The sequence below is a fragment of the Catenulispora acidiphila DSM 44928 genome (assembly GCF_000024025.1).
GTDB lineage: Bacteria > Actinomycetota > Actinomycetes > Streptomycetales > Catenulisporaceae > Catenulispora > Catenulispora acidiphila.
Genome location: NC_013131.1, coordinates 8345540 through 8364119, shown reverse-complemented (window position 1 = coordinate 8364119; position 18580 = coordinate 8345540). Strand labels below are relative to the sequence as shown.

The window sequence follows — 18580 nt, the reverse complement described above, 5'->3', positions numbered from 1 at the left end:
GTCGCGCAGTCAACAGATGATCGCGGCAGCGAGCGTGACGCAGTTCGTGTCGCCGGATGAGCTACTGACCACAGCGGTGTCGCCTGGACAGTCCCGCTAGCTCACGCCGAGCGCCACCCCTCGGGGTTGGAACACGACTCGCGAGATATACCCGAGCCGGTCTCGGGCCACGAGCCGTACTTCTCGTGGTGAAGATGCGCGAAGAAGTAGCACATCTCCTCGAGTTCGTCGTCGGGCGTCGCGGCATTCGGGTCGGCGAGGACCGCGTAGTACTTCTCCCGCCCCGAGGCGACTATCAGGCCGCGTGCATAGAGGAATCCGTCGTCCGAGCCGTCGGTGACGGCGTGGATGTCGGCGCGGTCGACGTCGTAGAGCTTGCGCTCGACGACCCGGTCGAGGTCCGTGAGTTCCTCGGACGACATGCCTTCGCAGAGTTCTGTCAGAACTTTCACGAAAGCCTCTCTCGAGTCCCCGGCCTTCGACCACGCCTGCGCCAGCAAAGACCAGAGGCGGTCTTCTTCTTCGCCGGTGGGTAGTCGCGGCCCGCCGAGCTCATCAGTCGTCATAGCGAGGGACCATAGACCCGGGTGCCGACACCGTCGGCTTGCGGTAGGAGCCCGGCGGCGATCCGAAATGCCGTTTGAACGCCTTGGCGAAGGCGAATTCCGAGGTGTATCCCGTGCGCTGCGCGATCGTGTTCACCGTGCTCGGAGATTCGCGCAGCAGCCGGGCGGCGGTGGCCATCCGCCAGTTGGTCAGGTAGGTCAGCGGCGGTACGCCGACCACCGCGGCGAACCGTCGGGCGAACGCGGCGCGGGACAATCCGGTTCGGGCGGCCAGTGACTCCACGGTCCAGGGGTCGCCGGGGGCGTCGTGGATCGCCTTCAGGGCTGGGGCGATCGCGTGGTCGGTCAGCGCGGCAGCCCATCCGCAGGTCTGGTCCTTCGGCAATTCGGCGTACCAGGACCGGAGGATGTGCAGCAGGAGCAGGTCGACGAGAGCGGTGACGATCGCGTCCGAACCCGGCTGCGGTGAACGGAATTCGGCGCACAGCTGGTCGATCGCTGAGCGCAGCACCGGATAGCGCCCTGGGGCAGCGGGCAGGTGGATGATCTCCGGCATGTTGGTGAACAGGGGATGCCGGTGGTCTGCGTCGATCTTGTACGCGCCACACACCAGCACCGTGCGCGGTCCGGGTCCCTCGACGGTGAACTGGCCGATCGGCGAGGAGTCGTCCAGCCGGTGCGGGGCGAAGTCCATCGGCTCGGGGTGCGGCGTGTCCGGGTCGCACATCGTGTGGCCACTTCCGCGCCGCAGGAAGACGATGTCGCCGGGTCCGAGCGCGAGCGGCTCGCCCTCCGGCCGCAGCAGGCGGCAGCGTCCCTCCATGACCACGTGGAAGCTGGCGCCCGAGATGGGCTGGTACTTCAGAGCCCACGGGCCGTGCGCGTCGGTGCGGGTCACCATCGGACGGCCCGTCCGCAGGACTTCGAGGGTGTCGCTCAGGATGTCCATGCCACCACCGTAGTCGCTCCCGTTCGAGACGATAAGACAAAGAACCGAGACTTCCTGTCATTCACCGTCTTGCTCCCCGAGGCATACGTTCCTGTCATGTCTGAATCTGAATCTGCGGCTGCGGCTCTGTCCGCATCCGTGTCCGGCAAGAAGATCGTGATCATCGGCGGCACCTCCGGTATCGGCTTCGCCCTGGCCCGGCAGGCGGTGGCGGCGGGTGCGGACGTCGTGATCGCCTCCAGCAACCAGGACCGCGTCGACGCCGCCACGGAGCGGCTGGGCGACTCGGCGCAGGGACGCCGCCTGGACGTCGCCGACGGCGCGGCCATCGCAGCCTTCTTCGACGAGATCGGCGAGTTCGACCACCTCGTCTTCACCGCGGGCGAATCCCTGCTCCTCAAGCCGGTGAGCGATACCAGCGCGCAGGAGGCGAGGACCATCTTCGAGCGCCGTTTCTGGGGCGCGTTCCTGTCCGCCAAGTACGCCGCGCCGCACCTGCGCGAAGGCGGCTCGATCACCTTCAGCTCCGGCACCCTCGCGACCCGCCCCGCGGCCGGCACAGCGGTGACCGCCGCCGTCACCGGTGGTATCGAGTCCCTGAGCCGTGCCCTGGCCGTGGAGCTCGCTCCGCTGCGCGTGAACGTGATCCGGCCGGGCGTGATCCGCACCGAGCTGTGGGACGGCAGCGTCCCGGACCCGGACGCCTTCCTTCGGGAGTCCGGCTCCGCACTGCTCACGCGGCGCGTCGGCACCGCCGAGGAGGCAGCGGGAGCGTACCTCTTCGCTCTGTCCAACCCCTACGTCACCGGCAGCACGCTCACGATCGACGGCGGCGGCGTTTTGGTGTGAGTCAGCTGCGGGGCGGCAGGTTGTGCAGACGGACCTCGCCGAGCCGGCCATCCGCCAGCTCGGCGGTCAGGTAGGTGGCGTACGGCTGCCGGCGGCGGTCGGTCGGCGAGCCGGGATTGAGCAGCCGCATGCCGTTGGAGGCGTGGCTGTCCCAAGGGATGTGGCTGTGCCCGAACACCAGGACGTCGGTATCAGGGAACTGCGCTGCACACCGCTGCTCGCGTCCCTTGGCCGAACCGGTCTCGTGCACCACCGCGAACCGGCACGACTCAAGCTCGACCCGCGCCACCGAAGGAAGCCGCTCCCGCAACGCCGGACCATCGTTGTTGCCGTAGACCGCGACCAGCCGCCGCGACCGCTCCTGCACCAGGTCGAGTGTGGCGACATCGACCCAGTCCCCGGCGTGGAACACCACGTCGGCGGCGTCCACCTCGTCGAGCAGTTGCGCGGGCAGAACCCGGGCACGTTTCGGGACGTGCGTGTCCGCGATCAAGAGCAGGCGCATTCGGGTCTCCTTCGGAATCCTGCTTGACCTGGACAAATGGGGGTACACGCCGAACAAGAGACCGATATTCACAAATCACGGCATGGGAGAGGAGCTACTGGTCATGGCTAGTATCGCTCCGCAGGAACCGGATCCTGCCGGGGGCGCGCCCGTGCCCGACACCGGCGAGACCCCGACCGAACCCCAGCACCCGCCGTTGCCGGGACGCACGCGCCTCGGCGGGCTGTGGGTCGTTCTGACCGCCGGCGCCGTGGTCCTGGTCCTGTTGCTGGTGTTCATCCTCCAGAACGACCAGCACGTCCAGATCCACCTGTACGGCGCACACTGGAACGCACCGCTCGGCGTCGCGCTGCTGATGGCCGCGGCGCTGGGCGTGCTGCTCGTCGTGGTGCCGGGAGCCGGACGGATCATCCAGTTGCGGCGTGCGGCGCGCAATCTGCACCAGGACCGGGAGCGCCTGCTGGATCAGGTCCCCCAGGAGCCTCAGACACCGCAGACGCAGACGTCGCAGACGCCCCAGACACCGCAGACGCCCCAGACACCGCAGACGTCGCAGGGACCCCAGCCGTCACAAGTCCCGCTCCCGCAAGCGCCCCGCCCTCCGCAGCCTGAAGTCGGGACGCCTGAGGCTCCTGCGCCGCGTGAGCAGTAGCCTTCCACCTGCCTTCCAGCCGATGGCCGCGCCCCACCACCTTCTGGAGCTGCGCAGTCACTGAAACGGGCGAATCATGACCATATGGCTGTGATTGTGATCATCCTCATCCTGGCGATCATCTTCGGCGTCCTCGGCGCCGTGGTGAAGGGCCTGCTGTGGCTCCTGGTCATCGGCATCGTCTTGTTCGTCGTCGCCGCCATCGTCGGCGGCATCAGGTCCCGAAGCGGCTCGCGCAGCAGGTGACCCCGACTCCGACCGCCACGCCTCGCCGTCAGCGGCCGGCGGCGAGACGGAGCGGCTTGGAGCGCGGGCCGACTCGTTCGCCGCGGGCCGGGGCGACGTCGAATTCGTAGACGTGCCCGGCAGTCAGTCCCTGAGCCAGCCAGTGGTCGCCGAGCACCGGGATCGGTCCCTCAGTGCGCGGCTCTCCGAGCGTGACGTCGCGGAGTGCGATCCGATAGGCCGAAGCTCCGCGCACCCGATTCCAATCCAGCATGACGTCCGCGTCGCTGTGGACTCGCGCCGTGACGATCGTCGGTTCGGACAGCGGGATCTCCCGCGGATGCGGCAGAGGCGGCTGCAGCGGTTCGCGTCCGACTCCGAACTGGCGCAGCGCGTCGGCGAAGGCGCGTGCCATGGCCAGCTCTCCGGCCGGGTTCGGGTGGATGCTGTCGTAGGTGTCGGTATCGGGATCGAAGCCGGTGTGCACGTCCACCAACGCGATGGGGGAGCGGTCCGTGGAAAGGGCGTTGAGGGCGGCGGGGAGCTTGGCGTTGTATTCCTTGATGCTCTTGCGGAACCAGGCGTTTCCCCACGTCGTGGTGCCCGCTATGTTCGCGACGAGGAAGGTCGCCTCGGGTGCGGCGGCGCGCGCTTCGGACACGACCGCGGCCAGGTCTTCCAGCGTCTGCTCCGGCGGTCCGACCACCGCGAGGTCGTTGAATCCCAGCTGGACCAACAGGAAATCCGGGCGGTCGGTGGCGACGTGGTCGCGGACCGAGTCCTTGGCGGCGTTCGCGGTCCATCCGGGCCGCGCGCAGTGCCCGCCCTCGAATGAGCCTTCCCGATACGGACCGGTCATGGGATTGGCCACGCCCGGGCCGGTGGGTACCGGACGTCCCTCCACGAGCGCCAGCAGCACCGGGTCGTCGTACATCGAGAACGTCCCGGTGTGCGGGCCGACGAACTCCGCGGGTGTGCCGGTGCGCTGGAGGTGCTGCGCCAGCTGCCAACGCCAGGTGTAGTCGTCCTGCATCCCGCTGGCGAGCGAATCGCCCAGAACCATGATCCGAGGGGCGCTCACGAATCTCCTTCCGCCGTCAGGGCGTGCGGGCGCCTTGTCCCGCCGTCCCTCGCGCTCAGGTGGCGGGGTCCGGGTCAGGAGCGGCGTCGGCAACCGGTCCGATCTCCGTGAACAGGCTCCTGATGCCCGCGAGGTCCAGCACCCGGAGGACCGGGTCGGACGGCGCCGCGATCGCGATGTCACGTCCATTGCCGGCCGCGCGCTGCATCGCGTGCACCAGAACACGGAGTCCCATAGAGTCTAGAAAAGTAATCCGTGAGCAGTCGATGACCAGATCCGTCGAGGCGTCCCAATACTGTTCGACGTCCGCCTCGAAGCGCCCATGAACGGCGAGGTCCACGTCGCCGGCGACCGTGAGCACCACACGGTCGGCGATCTGTCTCACTGTACAAGAGAACTCCATGGCCGGCTCCTAGTTGTCGACCCCTCCGGCGTGGAGCCGCCGACGGTGGCGGCACAAGCTTTGGTCATCGCCGACACCTCTGTCAACCGATACATGAATTACTTCTCGTGTTTTTTGCTTCGTGGGTAAGCTGTCCCGGTGACGAAGCTATCGGCTGGGAGCGCACATGGATCCTGAAGCACATTCTCTACGGACGTCCGCCGGCATCGAGACCGGGTCCGACCTTGACGGCGAGGCGGGGACCGAGGCGGAAACCGTGGTGATCCAGGTACCGGCTGACGCCGACTATCTGCCCATCATCCGGTCGGCGAGCGCCCACGTCGCGACCAAACTCGGGTGCACCCTCTCGGAGGTCGCCGACCTGCGTCTGGCGGTGGACGAGGCGTGCGGTCTCCTCCTTCGTCATACCGTCCGGGACGGGGACGCGACCGACGGTGCCAACAGCGTCGGCGACTTGGTGTGCCGCTTCATACTCGAGGGCTCGTCGCTGCGTGCGGTGCTGAGTCGTCAGGCGCGTAATGTCGCGTCGCCGCAGAGTGATGAGTTCGGGTGGACGATTTTGTCCGCATTGGTCGATGACATTGTGTGGCGGGTGGACGGTCCGACGGTGCACGTGGAGATTCTGAAGCGTCGTACGGGCGGGAAGTGATCTGTGAACACGCCTGCCGAACCGGGGGATTACACCCGCGAGCGCGCCGCGGCCAGGACCGCGTTGGTGCGTTTGCGGCGGATGGCTCCTGATGATGCCGAATATGAAGGGCTGCGGGAGTTTGTCATCGGGGAGTACATGTCCTATGCCCGGTATGTGGCTGGCAAGTTCCGCCAGCGTGGGGAGTCCCAAGCCGATCTGGAGCAGGTGGCCTATCTGGGGCTGGTCAAAGCGGTCGACAACTTCGACCCGGACTATGGTGCGGCGTTTTTGACGTATGCCACGCCGATGATCGCCGGTGAGGTGCGGCGTCATTTCCGGGACACCACCTGGGATGTGCATGTTCCTCGCCGGGTGCAGGAGAACGCGTTGGCGGTGCGGGCTGCGGAGCGGGAGCTGACGCAGCAGTTGGGGCACGCGCCGAGTGCGGCGCAGATCGCCGAGCGGCTGGATCTGTCGGCCGATGAGGTGGCCGAGGCCTATGAAGCCAGTGCTGCACATCACACCGCTTCGCTGGATGTGCCGGTGGCGATGGCCGACGGTGACGGCGCCAGCATGGGCGAGCTGATGGGTGATGAGGACCCGGGCTTCGAGCTGGTCGTGGATCGGGAGGCGCTCAAGCCGCTGCTGGCCGAATTGAGTACCCGTGACAAGCGGATTCTGCTGATGAAGTTCTTCCGCAACATGTCCCAAGCCCAGATCGGCGCCGAACTCGGCGTCTCCCAGATGCAGGTCTCCCGCCTGCTCTCCCAGATCCTCGGACGCCTGCGTGATCAACTTGAGACCGACCACTGACCGAAACCTCGCCCACCTGTTCGTTTAAGGCGCACCAAAGCGGTAATCCGTGGTCAGTCGTTCATGGTGAGGTGAGAGCGTGAGCAGGCTTCCGTTTGCTGCTCAGACCCTCGATACGGCGGAACCCTTCCGCCACGAGGCGTTTCTGTACTCGGGTGATGAGCATTTCCTGGCGGGCACGACCGCGTTCGTGACCGCCGCGCTGGACGTCGGCGAGGCCGTGCTGGTCGCGGTCGTCGAGCCGCGTGCCACGCTGCTCCGGCATGCCCTGGGCCGGGACGCCGACCGCGTGGAGTTCCTGGACCTCACCCGCGCCGGCCGCAACCCGGCGCGGATCATCCCGGCCTGGCAGGACTGGGTCGACCGGAACGCCGCCACCGCCAAGGGCTTCCGCGGCATCGGCGAACCGGCCTGGGCCGGCCGCACGCCGAGCGAGATCGCCGAATGCCAGCACCACGAGAGGCTGCTGAACACCGCCTTCGACGACGGCCCGGGCTGGTGGCTGCTGTGTCCCTACGACCTCGACGTCCTGCCCGCGCCGGTCATCGAGCACGCGCACGGCAGCCACCCCAGCGTCGTCGCCCAGGACACCAGAGCGCGCAGCGCCACCTACCCCCAGGCCGGGCTCGCCCACCCCGTGTTCGACGAACCGCTGGAGGAGCCGACCGGTCCGGTGTGGGAGCTCGTCTTCGATCTGGCGAGCCTCAAGGACCTCCGGGACCACGTCGCGGAGTTCGCCGAGCCGGTGGTGAGCGCCCAGGACGTGGACAACGCCGTCCTGGTGGTGAGCGAGCTGGCGGCGAACAGCATCAAATACGGCGGCGGCGCCGGCGTGCTGCGGCTGTGGCGCGACGTCGCGTCCCTGGTCTGCGAGGTGCGGGACAACGGTGTGATCACCGATCCGCTGGCCGGCCGGCGCCGACCCACCGGGCTCGGGGGGAAAGCCGGACTGTGGATCGCGAACCAGGTCTGCGACCTGTTACAGATCCGGTCGGCGCCGGGGCTGGGGACTGTGGTGCGGGCTCGGCTCGGGGGCGCGGGCGCGGCGTGATGCCCTGGTGTTCTGACGCCAGCCGGGTGTCGCCTCCGCTGCTGCTCCGTTGTGACTCCAAGCGGCGCCGCGAGCGTTTTGCCTAGCTGTCGATGAGGAGATGGAACGCCTCACGGCAGCGAAGCAGCTGCTCGCGCAAAACCTCCTCGGCGGGAGCCGGGGCTGCCGGGTCCATCCCGGGCCGCTTGACCGCGTCGGTGATCTCGCCGATCTGCCGCGTGATGCTCTCGGCCAACGCGGCGATCAAGCGCTCGGCGGCCGTGACGGCGCCCTCCGGGTCGCTGGCGAACCCGGTCTGCACCGAGCTCCATTCGGCGAGGAACGCGGCGCGCTCCTCGTCGTCGAGCAGCGACGCCTCGCGCGGTCGGGCGGCGCGGCCGTCACCGGTCGCCTCGCCCGCCCCGGTCGCTGTGTGGACGTCGAAGGCGTTCGTCGGGGCGTCCATGGAACCTCTTCCTTGTCGTGCTGCTTCGTCGGGTTCTATCGGGCTGCTTGTCTGGCTCGCCGGTTCAGGACTCGCGCCCGCGACCGCTGACGGCGTCCCGGACCCGGTCCACGACCCCGAGCACCGGGGCGGTGAGATTGCCCGGCGGGGTGTCGGGAGCGGCAGGATGCGGCCGGGTCGGGGCGATCTTCTTGCCGGTCGTCACCATCTTGCCGATCGCCACGAGATCCTCGGCGGTGCAGACGGATCGCAGCTGGGGGAACAGGATCTGTTCCTCCTCGGCGATGTGCGCGGTGACCGCCTCGACGAGGCGCCGCAGCGTCGGCTCGAACGGCTCGTCGCCGGGCTGCATCCCGTGGAGTTCCTTCAGCGTCAGCTCGACCTGTGCGTGCTCGCGGATCTCCCGATCGGCCAGCTCCGCGCCGCCGTCCACGTTGAGACGCACCGCCGGGTACAGGAACTGCTCCTCGACCGTCGCGTGCCGGACGAGTTCGATCGTGGCCCGGTCGACCAGCGTCTTACGCTGCTTCGGATCGGCGCTGTCCCGCGTCCTGTCCAGCTCGTCGAAGAGCGCCCGGACTTCCCGATGGTCGTGGGTGAGCACGGCGATGACGTCGTCGTGGTCGTTCTCGGTCACTGAGGTCGCTCCTCCCGCATCGCTGCGTCTCCGCCGCCTCGTCGGAGCCGGGGGAGCCCTCCCGGTGTCCAGCCGGATCGGGGGTAAACGTGCGCGTCGCGGCGCTCGGGGAGACGACCTCGGGTGTTGACACGGGTTCTGATGGGAGCGGCTCAGGCCGGCGGTGTCGCGGATGAGGCGGCGCGGACGCCGCAGCCGGTTCGCATTCCAAGGCAATCAGGTCTCGTACTTGCGCCGCGGTCGGACGCCGGGTGGGCTCGCGGCGCAGCATCGCGGCGAGCAGCGCACGCCAGCGCGGCGTCAGACCCGCCGGGATCCGTGGCGACCGGTTGACCACGCTGGCGATCCGCTCCAACGCCGGACCGGGGTACTCCGCCTGTGCGGTGAGCGCTTCCAGCAGGACCAGCCCGAGCGAGAACACATCCGAAGCCGGCATCGGGCCGACGCCTCGCGCCTGCTCCGGCGCCATGTAGCCGGCGGTCCCGACGACCAGGCCGTCGGCGGTGTGGATCGATGCGTTCCACGCGTGCGCGATCCCGAAGTCGGCGAGGTAGATCCCGCCGTCGGGCTCCACCAGGACGTTGGCGGGCTTCAGATCGCGGTGGACGATGCCCTGCGCGTGGATGTGCGCCAGCGCGTCGGCCAGGGCGGCTCCGACCCGCGCGACCTCCGGCGGCGGCAGCGGTCCGCGCCCGATGACGCGTGCCAGATCCTCGCCGTGGATCAGAGGCATGACGAGGTAGCGCCACGCGCCGTCGCGGCCGGCGTCCCACAGCGGGACGAGGTTCGGATGGCCGACCGCCGCGAGCAGCCGCGCCTCCTCGGCGAAGCGCCTGGCGAATTCCGGCCCGCACTCGCCGGTCTTGAGGATCTTGACCGCGACCGGCCGCCCCAGGTGGACGTCGGTGGCTTCGTAGATCTCGGCCGCGCCGCCCAGCCCGACGCGCTCACCGAGCCGATAGCGGTTCCCGAGCAGGGGCTGGCTCACAGCGGTAAGGCTCACAGCCGCCCGATAACCGCGATTCGGCGCTTCACACGTCCGTGAGTGCTTCGGGTGGCTCGGGTGACGCGAGGGACGCCTGGGGGATGGCCAGCGGATCGGACGCCATCGGATCACACGCCATCGGATCAGACGCCAGCGGGATCGCCAGCGGATCGTCGGCCAGGGGGGTGCCGGTCAAAGAGGCGACGCCGGTGAGGAGTTCCAGGAACGGTCCCACCTCCAGACCGTCCTGAGCCGAGTGCCGGAACGGATTGCCCGTGTGCAGTACGTAACGGGTACGCCGCCCGATCCGGAGACGCTCGACATATCCGGCACGCTCGAGATCGGCGATGATCGCCTGCGTGGCCCGCTCGGTGATCCCGATGATCGCACTGATGTCCCGTACCCGGGCCTGCGGATTCCGCGCGATCTCGACGAGGACGTGCCCGTGAGAAGTGAGTAGCGTCCACCGTCGACGTTCGTCTGCCTCCTCCATCCTTCCACCCTATCCCCGCGGCTATGGAACGAGGTTGACGCCCTAGGGCCGTTTCATACCGCGCGCTGGGGTTACGAGGGCCCTTCACGAAGATGCACCCGCCGCGAGAAGGGACTCACCATGAGTGTCGGTGACAAGGCCAAGCACACCGCCGAGGACGCGAAGGGCAAGGTCAAGGAGGCTGTCGGCAAGGTCTCCGGCAACGAGCGCATGCAGGCCGAAGGCCAGGCCGACCAGGCCGAGGCACACGCCGCGCACGCGGCCGACAAGGCGAAGGACACGGCGAAGAACACCGGCCAGGAAGCCAAGGGCAAGGTCCGCGAAGTCGCCGGCGCCGTCACCGACGACGAGAGCGCCGAGGCCAAGGGCAAGGCCGAGCAGCTCGCCGCCAAGGCCAAGCAGCACCTCAACAAGTAACGACACGCCGACCGGCCCCGGGCGCACCGCCCGGAGGGCCGGTCTGTTCAGATACAGATTCTGGTCAGACCCGGACTCTGTGCAGATTCAGATTCTGTGCGGACTCGGATTCTGTTCAGATGCAGATCGTGAAAGACGAGAAAGACTCCGACAGCTGCGATGACCACGCAGCTGTCGAAGCCTGTCTAAGCGGCCTGCGGCCGCTTCTGTCGCCTACTCACCGAACTTGCTTGGTCGCCAGACCGTCTTGCTTGTTCACCAGGCCGGTCAACTCATCCCGACCGCCCGACCGGCGTCTTCATCCCTCGGTGTCGTCCTCAGCCGGGCTGCCGCTCTCATCGCGCTCATCGCGCCGCCCCACCTCGAACGACACCGTCTTCCCCACCTCGTCGGCGGCCACCCGCAGCCGGTCGACGGTGAGCTCCACCATCTCCAGCCCGCGCCCGCCGAGGTCGCCGGCCGTCGCGTGGCGGACCTTCGGCAGCCGGGTGGAGCGGTCGGCGATCTCGCAGCGCGCGCTGGTCGCGCAGATCTGCGCCGCGACGGTCACCGGTCCGGCGCCGTGCACCACCGCGTTGGTCGCGATCTCGCTGTAGGCGAGCACCAAGCGGTCGGTGTCCTCGCACTCGCCCCACGCCTCGGTCGCCGCGATCGCCAGCCAGTGGCGGGAACACGACACATCCGCCGGCGTGCCGGGGAACGACCATGACAGGGAATTGACACGCGACCGGTCGGGCTGCGCACGTTCCGGGCGCGCACCGTGTTTCCGGCGGACCGTCCTGCCTGTGTCGAACGGTTCGGTGCCGCGGGATTGCTGCATGGCGCTGCCTCCGCATTGTCATTGTCGTCGTCGTCAATCCTTCGCAATGTCCCCGATCCACACGTCTAAACAGCCACCTGTGGCCCGATGGCGACAGGACGTTGATATGGCGCCACTGACGCGCGTCGGCCGCCCGCGACCGTTTGGCATGGGAAGGCGCGGATATAGCGGTTTTGACGGCCTGTATAAGTAAGGAGGACACGATGACCGCTTGGTACCGCGTCTACCCGGGCTCGGCTCTGCCACGTCGTCTCACCACCGCCGACGTCGACTACCTCGACACCGCGGTCCGCCGCGCCTACGGCGTGTTCGTCGACGACCCGGCGACCGGCCTGGAACTGGCCCGGGCCACGGCGGCGAGCGTCCTGACCCGGCGCGGCTTCGACGCCGACGAGGTCCTGCGCCCCTACCGCGCCTCCCCGGCGTCCGACCCCGGGGAGATCCTGCAAGCACTGACCTCGCTGGCCGCCGCCATCGACCGGATCGCGGTCGACGGTGTCTAGCCCGAGCCGCCTGCTCAGCCGGCGGGCTTCCCGAGATGTCGGATCAACCGCGCGGCCTAGCCGAGCAGCCCGTGATATCCGTGCGCTGCCTAGCGTTGCTCGCATGGACCACCCGCCGCGTACCCGTCCCGCCACCCGCCGCCTGACCGCCGTCGCCGCGATCCTCGGCGCCGCCGCCCTGGCCGCCGGCTGCGGTTCGGGATCGTCGGGGTCTTCAGGCGCCTCGGGGTCGCCGTCCCCGACCGATGCCCAGGGCCAGGTCTCGTCGGCGCTGTCCCAGGCCGGGCAGTCCGCGTCCTCCGCACTGTCCTCGCTCGGCTCGCAGGCCGGCGGAGCCGTGTCCTCGGCGGTCTCGCAGGCGTCGGCCTCCGCCTCCTCGGCGCTGGCCCAGGTCAAGGACGGTATCGACGCCACCGCCGACGTCCAGGTGGGAGCCGTCACCACTGATTCCGACGGCCGCGCCACCGCCCAGCTCACCGTGAAGAACCCGACCTCTGACCAGCACGACTACACCATCTCGGTCTCGTTCAAGAACAGTGGCGGCACGCTCCAGGACATCGCGGCGGTGTCGGTGGACGCCGTCCCCGCCGGCGGCACCAAGACCGCGACCGCGCGCAGCAACCGCTCCCTGTCCGGCGTCACCGCCGAGGTGAGCATCGCGCTGCGGCACTGAGCCGACGATCCACGACTGTACGGTGGACAGCCCCCCGTTCCTGTGCGAACGTCGAGTCGTTCTCGACACGCACGGGTGAGGCCGACGAGGGAGGCATCGTGTCCGTCGGGTGGGAAACGACGACGCTGTTGCGAGTGGCAGACCAGGCCCACGTCAGATCCGAGCCATCGGGCGACGGCCGCGAGACTCAGGGACTCATCGAGTGTCCCAGTTGCCATCGGGTCACCGACTGGCTGATAGCCGCGATGGGAATGCGCGTAGACGTAGCGTGCCGCTGCGGAAACCGATGGGAAATCCCTACAACCCTCCAGCACGTGGTCGCGATGGCCGAAAGCCAACCCATCGACCCCCAGTGGACTTGCCTGGACGACGCCCGCCGCGCCCTGGGCTTCACCCGCCACGCCGACACCACCAGAGGCCGCCGCCGCCGGCGCCACCGCCGAAGCAGCGACTAGAGACGCCCGGAACAGAAAGCCCGCTACAGCTCCGCAACCAGCGAAGCAGGAGCACCAACGAGTCCCAATTTCTGCGCAGCCAGCACGGTCTGCAACCGATCCGCCGTCCCGAGCTTGCGGTAGATGTTCTGCAGATGCTTGTGCACCGTGCGCTTGGAGCACTTCAAACGATGAGCGATCGCATCGGCGGTCAGCGACTGCGCGAGCAGTTCGAGCACATGCCGTTCGCGCCGCGTCAGGATAGTGGTGTCGGCTTCCAAGATCGGCGAACCAGAATCCTGTCTCGCCGCAGCCAGACAGCTGCTGATCGACCTCTTCACCGCCGCCGACGCCAACGGCGCCAGCGTCGCCAGCAGCGAATGGTGCCACGAAGCGTTTCGGTGCGATGTGCCGAGAAGGTACAACTGCGAGGTACCGGCCGGCGCCGGAACGGGCATCGACAGGTACGTCTCGCAACCGATCGCCTCGCGCACCAGGTCGTCCCACCGCGGCGACCACGCGACGTCGGACCGGACGGTGCGCCGCGGAGCCAGAATGCGCTCGTCGCGCGTCCTGGCGTAGTGCGTCACCAGCGGATGCCGGTCCAGGAGCGGCCAGACGCCGTCATGCCGGCACTCGGCTTCGGAGCAACCCGTCTGAGCCCAGACGTCGTCCCGGCTCAAGACGATCGCGCCGGGCTCCACCGAGAAGTGCTCCGCCAGATGCGACCGCATCGACTGCATCGGCTCGACCTGGTCGGCGGTCTCCACCAGGAACACCGCAAGGTCCAGAATCTTCGCCAGCTCGCTTCGCGACAGCTCCGAAGTCGACACTGATCTTCCTCCCCCGACCCGAGCGCCCGCCGATGATCAGCAGGCTGAGGCGCTCAGAATATTCACTCGCGTCCTAAATGTACCTCCGCTGTTCCGCTCACCGGAACAGCCGGCTCGGCAGCGGTGACCGCGTGGGCCTCTGCCAGCGCCGTCGTCCGCCGGAACGCCGGCGCCAGAGTGATGACCAGCACGACCGCGAGCACTGCGGTGTCCAGCCCCAACGCGACGCGCGTGGAGTAACGCTCAGCAAGAAAACCGTTGAGCACAGCCGCGAACGGATACAGGCTGCCGCCGATAAGGAAGAGCGCTCCCTGTGCTCTGCCGGTCAACTCGGTCGGCACCAGCGCGTAGACCCGGACGTTCTTCGGAATCACCACGATCGGACCCAGCAACGCGACCCCGGCGAAGCACGCAGCGATGACAACCGGCTCGCCGACCACCGCGGCGCCCAGCGCGAGCAGGACGATCCCCAACGTGACGCTCCTGATGAGCCCGTCCTCGTTCACCTCCCGAAACCGAGGCGCGAGCGCAGCGCCGACCATGCTGCCCACCGCCGACAGAGCCAGCGCCGGACCCAGCAGGCGCCCGTGATGCTCGCCGCCCACCGCAACCACCACCACGAAACCAAGACCGGCGGTCCCGAAGTTCATCAGCGCCGACCACACCATCAGGATCATGAGATACCGCGACCGGCGGACGAACGCGAGTCCGACGACGAGATCCTTGCGCAGCGTGAACTCCTCGTCCCTCCCGCCGCCCCCGAGCGGTCTGCGCACGAACAGCACCAGCACCAAGCTCGCCAGATAGCTCGCCGCATCGACCGCGAACGGCACAGCGGAACCAGCCGCGAACAACAGCCCGCCCACCAACGGCCCCGCCAGCTGCGTCGCAGAGCCCTGCATCTGCGCCAACGCCATCGCGGTGGCGCGCCGCGGCTCCGGAACGACCTCCGGCATGGCGGCCATCGCCGCGACGTTGGCCGCCGCGCTGAACACCCCCTCCGCCGTCAGACAGACGATCAGCCACGCCACGACATCCGCCGACCGGTCCACCGCGACCACGGTCAGCACCGCCATCACCACCGCCCGAACAGCGTCGGCGGTCAGCAGTACCGCACGCCGCGAGAGCCGGTCGGCGATGACCCCGCACGGCAGCTGCACCGCGAAGAACACGACGAACCGGCAGGTCGCGACCACCCCTGCGAGCCGCGGCGAACCGGTTTGCCGCAGAACCAGCAGCGGGACGGCCAAAGCAGTGAACTGCGACCCGAACGCCGAGAGCCCCGCGCCGATCCACAGCCGCCGGAAGTCCAGGTCGCCGAGCAGCGCCCGCACCGGCCGGTCAGCCATCGCGCTGCTCCCACCAGCGCCCGACGATTGCCGCCGCCTCATCCGGTCCCGGCATGACCAGGCTGTCCACGATGCGCCGCTTCCACATCTCGTACGCCTCGCCGGGCTGCGGATCGACGACCACATGCCCTTCGGCGCGCAGTGCGCTGACATGCGTACCGGTCGTGCCCCGGCGCCACATGACCTGATTCATGCTGGGAAAGAACAGCGTCGGCGGCTCAGCCATCAGCAGAACGGTCTGCGCGGGCGTTCCCGCCAGTCCCAACGCCGCGGAAGCCAGCATGTTGGCGGTGGTCGGCAGCACCACCACGCCCCGTGACCGCAAAGCGAATTCCGTCGGGTTCAACCGCGGATCCTCGCTGACGAAGCACTCGTCGGCGTACCAGTGCACGGTGTCCGGCGAGACGAACCGCTGCGCGGAGTACGTCAGCAGAACCCTGATGGGGTCCTCGCCGATCTGCCGCCGAATCCGGGACAGGTATTGGGTCAGCGACAACGCGGCGCTGGAACCGCACACGATCACCGACAGGGCCCTGTCATGCACGATGGCCGTCCAGGAGGTGGTCGACCGTGAAGTTGAAGTCGCCAGAAGTCCGCTCCAGCCGGTCCAGGACGAGCGCGATCCCCGCGCTGCCGGTGGCGTAGTCGGTGCTGAACCGCACCAGAGACTCGCCAGGGAAGGCCACGCCTTCCGGTTGCAGGCTCGCCAGGCTACGGATCGCCCCGCAGATGCGGCTCGCGTTCTGCCGGTACTCCGGCGCGTCGAGCAGTTCGGCGTAATCGAGCGCCACGTTCGCCATTCCCGCCATGCCGTTGAACAGCGCCGGGCTGACGCTGATCCCGGCGACGCGCGAGCGCATCAGCTGGTCCAGCACCGCGCGCAGCCGGGGATCGCCGGTGACGCGGCAGAACCGGATCAGCGCCGTGCCCATGCCCGCGGCGCCCCGCGACCAGTAGGGCGTGGACGTGCCGCCGCCGACCCGCTGCGGGAAGGACAGCATGACCTCGTCGTGCTCGATGGCCTGCGCGAGGTCGTATTCGAGGGCGCGCCGACCGATCCGGAGGTATCGCTTGTCCCCGGTCACGCAGAACAAGGACAGCAGGAAGGTCGCGATGCCGGCCGACCCCCGGTCGTAGCCGACCGACCGGAAGTTCTGGCCGGCGACCGGCCAGTGCAGTCCCTGACCGTCGTCCTGACCGGACGTGGCGAGGTCGCTTCCGATGCGCTCGGCGTGCTCCAGGAAGCGTTCCCCACCCGCGACGCTGCCCAGCGCCAGGCACGCCGTCCCGATACCGGCCCAGCCCGACAGGATGCTCGCGGGCATGTCCGGCCAGCTCGCGGCGTCGGCCACCGCCGTGTCCAGAATCTCGCGGCTCCACTCGGTTTCACCGATGTCGTGCAGCGTCCACGCCACCCCGGCACGGCCCGTGTAGAGCCCGGGCGGGATCTTCGCCAGACTCGGCGCCGAGCGGCGCATCCAGTCCCGGACGGGCTCCGGGACCTCGCCGGTGATGCGATGCAGGGCCCTGACGACCCCGGCCGCGCCGTAGCCGACCGACCAGGGATTCGTCGCCATGACCAGCGGATCGGCCGGGAACAGCCGGTCGTCGCGCTCCGGCGTCATCACCGCGGTGGCGAACCGCATGGCCTGCGCGGCGAGGTCGGCCGGACCGGGCAGATCCTCCAGCGCGGTGTCGGCGGCGAGCTCCAAGCGGTCGAGCAGGTCTTCGACCGGGTAGTCGAGCCCGGCGGCGAGGAAGTGCGCGGAGCGCGCCAACGCCGCGGCGTCGAGGTCGCGGAACGTGGGACGCGGCATGAGCATCGCCAGCTCGGTCGCGTCGATGCCGTAGCCGTCGATGATCCGGCCGTCGTGGATACCGGCGGTCTCGGCCGGGGCGAAGCCCGCGGTGTGCGGATAGCCTTCCTGGTCCACGTCGACCGGCCGGACGGACTCGAAGTCGATCAGGCGCACCTGGTGCGTCTCCGGGTCGACGATGATGTTGGTGAGCGACAGATCGCCGTAGGTCAGGCCGACGTTGTGGCAGGCCTCGACCGCGCGGCGCAGACCGGACACGGTCGCGGCGATGACCGAGCGGTAGCGCTCGACGGTGTCCGGGTCGTCGATGTTGCGGGTCAGCGGATGGTTCGCCCCGATGAAGCTGATCAGAGCCAGACCGTCGATGAACTCCTCGACCAGGAACAGGTGCTCCCACTCCTCGAACAGCTCGATCGGCTCCGGCGCGACGCCGCTTCCCTTGAGGCGCGTCAGGGCGTCGAATTCGCGGCGGAGCCGGTCCTGCGCCTGCGTTCCGGCCTCGCTGAAGCCGGTTTCGGCTCGTGCCTCTTTCAGGACGACCTGCACGCCGTCGCTGACCCGCTCGGCGAGATAGACGCCGCCGGTCCCGGAGTAATGCAGAGGCCTGATGACGCGGTATCCGTGCAACGTATGAGACTGCTGCTTCCCCTCCGTCTCGTCCTGCGGGAACAGCTCGTCGACCCACGGCGGCCTCCGGTAGACCGGACCCCGCTCATCGCGCCACGTCTGGCCGTCCGGGCCTTTGACGATCGGGATGCGATCGCCATCCGGGCTGCGCCGGCCCAGAGCGCGGAATTCGCCGTAGCGGTAGAACAGGGCTTGCGAACCTTCGTGGCGGCGATCGGTGAGGACGTAAGGGCCACGGATGTCCTTCAGCAGCGGTGTGAGCTCCGCGAGCAGGTCACGGCACTCCTCGGCGGTGCGCGGATAGATCGCCAGCACCTTGCCGACCTGGCCCGGTGTCCACCAGCGGGCCGAACTCATCCGGACGAAGCGCATGTCGCGCAGGCACTTGAAGTTGAAAGGCTTTGCCTGGAACAAGGCGCAGACCGCGTCCAGCGCCGCGGCCGCCTGGTCGGCGCGCGCCGAGACATGGATCTTCCATCCATGGTCGGGCATCTCCGGAAGCTGCTCGGAGTGCGCCACAGCCACAGCCCAGATGTCCTTGATCGTGACCGAGAAGTCCGGACCGATTCCCGCGGCCATGCGCGCGGCGAGGTCGTCGTCGGTCTCCAGGCGCGCCAAGGTGTCGTAGAACCGCGGATCCGCCTTCGCGGCGCTGACGTAGCTGTCGAACCTGCGCATCGTTTTCCCCACCCATCCCTGTGGTCCGGCGTTCGGCGCGGCGGTGCCGGCCAGGGCCGTGAGGCCCGGCCGGCACCTTGCGGAAACGGTCAGCAGTGGTCGCTGACCGCGCTGGTCTGGCCGCAGCTGATCGACGGGGTGCCG

General features: G+C 68.8%; 23 protein-coding genes. 9 read left to right on the top strand and 14 right to left on the bottom strand.

Annotated features, from left to right (window positions below; translation table 11 throughout):
* Positions 1 to 101: 101 nt before the first annotated feature.
* Both CACI_RS35625 and CACI_RS35620 read right to left on the bottom strand, forming a co-directional pair.
* Positions 102 to 566 carry a DUF4240 domain-containing protein gene (locus tag CACI_RS35625; RefSeq protein ID WP_015795752.1) on the bottom strand — a complete coding sequence of 155 codons (465 nt, stop codon included), beginning with the start codon at positions 564 to 566 and terminating at the stop codon, positions 102 to 104.
* Positions 556 to 1515: an AraC family transcriptional regulator gene (locus CACI_RS35620; protein ID WP_015795751.1), complete on the bottom strand. Its 960-nt coding sequence runs from the start codon at positions 1513 to 1515 to the stop codon at positions 556 to 558. Before CACI_RS35620 ends, CACI_RS35625 begins: the two co-directional genes overlap by 11 nt.
* Before the next feature lie 96 nt (positions 1516 to 1611).
* On the opposite strand from CACI_RS35620, the gene CACI_RS35615 reads away from it, so the two are divergent.
* Positions 1612 to 2364, top strand: coding sequence for an SDR family oxidoreductase (locus CACI_RS35615; protein ID WP_015795750.1), 753 nt, complete (start codon positions 1612 to 1614; stop codon positions 2362 to 2364).
* A gap of 1 nt (position 2365) precedes the next feature.
* Here the strand turns inward: CACI_RS35615 and CACI_RS35610 are convergent, their stop codons facing one another.
* Entirely contained in the window at positions 2366 to 2869 is a 504-nt protein-coding gene (locus tag CACI_RS35610) for a metallophosphoesterase family protein (protein WP_015795749.1), read from the bottom strand.
* Between the two features lie 103 nt (positions 2870 to 2972).
* On the opposite strand from CACI_RS35610, the gene CACI_RS46525 reads away from it, so the two are divergent.
* The gene (locus CACI_RS46525; protein WP_015795748.1) at positions 2973 to 3521 is read left to right on the top strand and encodes a LapA family protein; all 549 of its coding nucleotides are present in this window, start codon (positions 2973 to 2975) and stop codon (positions 3519 to 3521) included.
* 84 nt (positions 3522 to 3605) lie between these two features.
* Complete coding sequence (locus tag CACI_RS51695) at positions 3606 to 3767, top strand: hypothetical protein (protein WP_015795747.1); 162 nt, start codon at positions 3606 to 3608, stop codon at positions 3765 to 3767.
* Positions 3768 to 3795: 28 nt separating this feature from the next.
* On the opposite strand, the gene CACI_RS35600 is transcribed toward CACI_RS51695, so the two are convergent.
* Together CACI_RS35600 and CACI_RS46520 are read right to left on the bottom strand one after the other, a co-directional pair.
* Positions 3796 to 4827 carry a GDSL-type esterase/lipase family protein gene (locus tag CACI_RS35600; protein WP_015795746.1) on the bottom strand — a complete coding sequence of 344 codons (1032 nt, stop codon included), beginning with the start codon at positions 4825 to 4827 and terminating at the stop codon, positions 3796 to 3798.
* 55 nt (positions 4828 to 4882) lie between these two features.
* Positions 4883 to 5230, bottom strand: coding sequence for an STAS domain-containing protein (locus tag CACI_RS46520; protein WP_015795745.1), 348 nt, complete (start codon positions 5228 to 5230; stop codon positions 4883 to 4885).
* Positions 5231 to 5396: 166 nt separating this feature from the next.
* Here CACI_RS46520 and CACI_RS35590 point away from each other — a divergent pair, with 166 nt between their 5' ends.
* From CACI_RS35590 to CACI_RS35580, 3 genes are all read left to right on the top strand, one after another.
* Positions 5397 to 5879 (top strand): ATP-binding protein, encoded by a 483-nt coding sequence (locus CACI_RS35590; protein ID WP_015795744.1) that lies wholly within the window; start codon positions 5397 to 5399, stop codon positions 5877 to 5879.
* Positions 5880 to 5882: 3 nt separating this feature from the next.
* A complete protein-coding gene (locus tag CACI_RS35585) occupies positions 5883 to 6674 on the top strand; it encodes a SigB/SigF/SigG family RNA polymerase sigma factor (protein WP_015795743.1) in 792 nt (263 codons plus the stop codon).
* Between the two features lie 79 nt (positions 6675 to 6753).
* Positions 6754 to 7725, top strand: a complete 972-nt coding sequence (locus CACI_RS35580; RefSeq protein ID WP_015795742.1) for an anti-sigma factor RsbA family regulatory protein — start codon at positions 6754 to 6756, stop codon at positions 7723 to 7725.
* Positions 7726 to 7807: 82 nt separating this feature from the next.
* Here CACI_RS35580 and CACI_RS35575 read toward each other — a convergent pair whose 3' ends face one another.
* From CACI_RS35575 to CACI_RS50545, 4 genes are all read right to left on the bottom strand, one after another.
* Positions 7808 to 8170 (bottom strand): hypothetical protein, encoded by a 363-nt coding sequence (locus tag CACI_RS35575; RefSeq protein WP_015795741.1) that lies wholly within the window; start codon positions 8168 to 8170, stop codon positions 7808 to 7810.
* A gap of 64 nt (positions 8171 to 8234) precedes the next feature.
* Positions 8235 to 8807 (bottom strand): hemerythrin domain-containing protein, encoded by a 573-nt coding sequence (locus CACI_RS35570; protein ID WP_015795740.1) that lies wholly within the window; start codon positions 8805 to 8807, stop codon positions 8235 to 8237.
* Positions 8689 to 9795 carry a serine/threonine-protein kinase gene (locus tag CACI_RS48570; protein WP_190276672.1) on the bottom strand — a complete coding sequence of 369 codons (1107 nt, stop codon included), beginning with the start codon at positions 9793 to 9795 and terminating at the stop codon, positions 8689 to 8691. Before CACI_RS48570 ends, CACI_RS35570 begins: the two co-directional genes overlap by 119 nt.
* Before the next feature lie 43 nt (positions 9796 to 9838).
* Entirely contained in the window at positions 9839 to 10285 is a 447-nt protein-coding gene (locus tag CACI_RS50545) for a helix-turn-helix transcriptional regulator (RefSeq protein WP_015795738.1), read from the bottom strand.
* Between the two features lie 120 nt (positions 10286 to 10405).
* Between CACI_RS50545 and CACI_RS35555 the strand changes: the two genes are divergently transcribed.
* Positions 10406 to 10702: a CsbD family protein gene (locus CACI_RS35555; protein ID WP_015795737.1), complete on the top strand. Its 297-nt coding sequence runs from the start codon at positions 10406 to 10408 to the stop codon at positions 10700 to 10702.
* 298 nt (positions 10703 to 11000) lie between these two features.
* On the opposite strand, the gene CACI_RS35550 is transcribed toward CACI_RS35555, so the two are convergent.
* A complete protein-coding gene (locus CACI_RS35550) occupies positions 11001 to 11522 on the bottom strand; it encodes an ATP-binding protein (protein WP_015795736.1) in 522 nt (173 codons plus the stop codon).
* Between the two features lie 203 nt (positions 11523 to 11725).
* Between CACI_RS35550 and CACI_RS35545 the strand changes: the two genes are divergently transcribed.
* Together CACI_RS35545 and CACI_RS35540 are read left to right on the top strand one after the other, a co-directional pair.
* Positions 11726 to 12025 (top strand): hypothetical protein, encoded by a 300-nt coding sequence (locus tag CACI_RS35545; protein WP_015795735.1) that lies wholly within the window; start codon positions 11726 to 11728, stop codon positions 12023 to 12025.
* A 103-nt stretch (positions 12026 to 12128) separates the two neighbouring features.
* On the top strand, positions 12129 to 12698 hold the full coding sequence (locus CACI_RS35540; protein WP_015795734.1) for a hypothetical protein: 570 nt from the start codon (positions 12129 to 12131) through the stop codon (positions 12696 to 12698).
* A 478-nt stretch (positions 12699 to 13176) separates the two neighbouring features.
* On the opposite strand, the gene CACI_RS46515 is transcribed toward CACI_RS35540, so the two are convergent.
* The 4 genes from CACI_RS46515 to lanKC form a co-directional block, all read right to left on the bottom strand.
* Positions 13177 to 13965, bottom strand: a complete 789-nt coding sequence (locus CACI_RS46515; protein WP_015795732.1) for a helix-turn-helix transcriptional regulator — start codon at positions 13963 to 13965, stop codon at positions 13177 to 13179.
* 62 nt (positions 13966 to 14027) lie between these two features.
* Positions 14028 to 15314 carry an MFS transporter gene (locus CACI_RS46510; RefSeq protein WP_015795731.1) on the bottom strand — a complete coding sequence of 429 codons (1287 nt, stop codon included), beginning with the start codon at positions 15312 to 15314 and terminating at the stop codon, positions 14028 to 14030.
* A complete protein-coding gene (locus tag CACI_RS35525; protein ID WP_015795730.1) occupies positions 15307 to 15858 on the bottom strand; it encodes a flavoprotein in 552 nt (183 codons plus the stop codon). The genes CACI_RS46510 and CACI_RS35525 overlap by 8 nt, the downstream gene beginning before the upstream one ends.
* Positions 15851 to 18436 carry a class III lanthionine synthetase LanKC gene (gene lanKC / locus CACI_RS35520; RefSeq protein WP_015795729.1) on the bottom strand — a complete coding sequence of 862 codons (2586 nt, stop codon included), beginning with the start codon at positions 18434 to 18436 and terminating at the stop codon, positions 15851 to 15853. The genes CACI_RS35525 and lanKC overlap by 8 nt, the downstream gene beginning before the upstream one ends.
* Positions 18437 to 18580 lie beyond the last annotated feature (144 nt).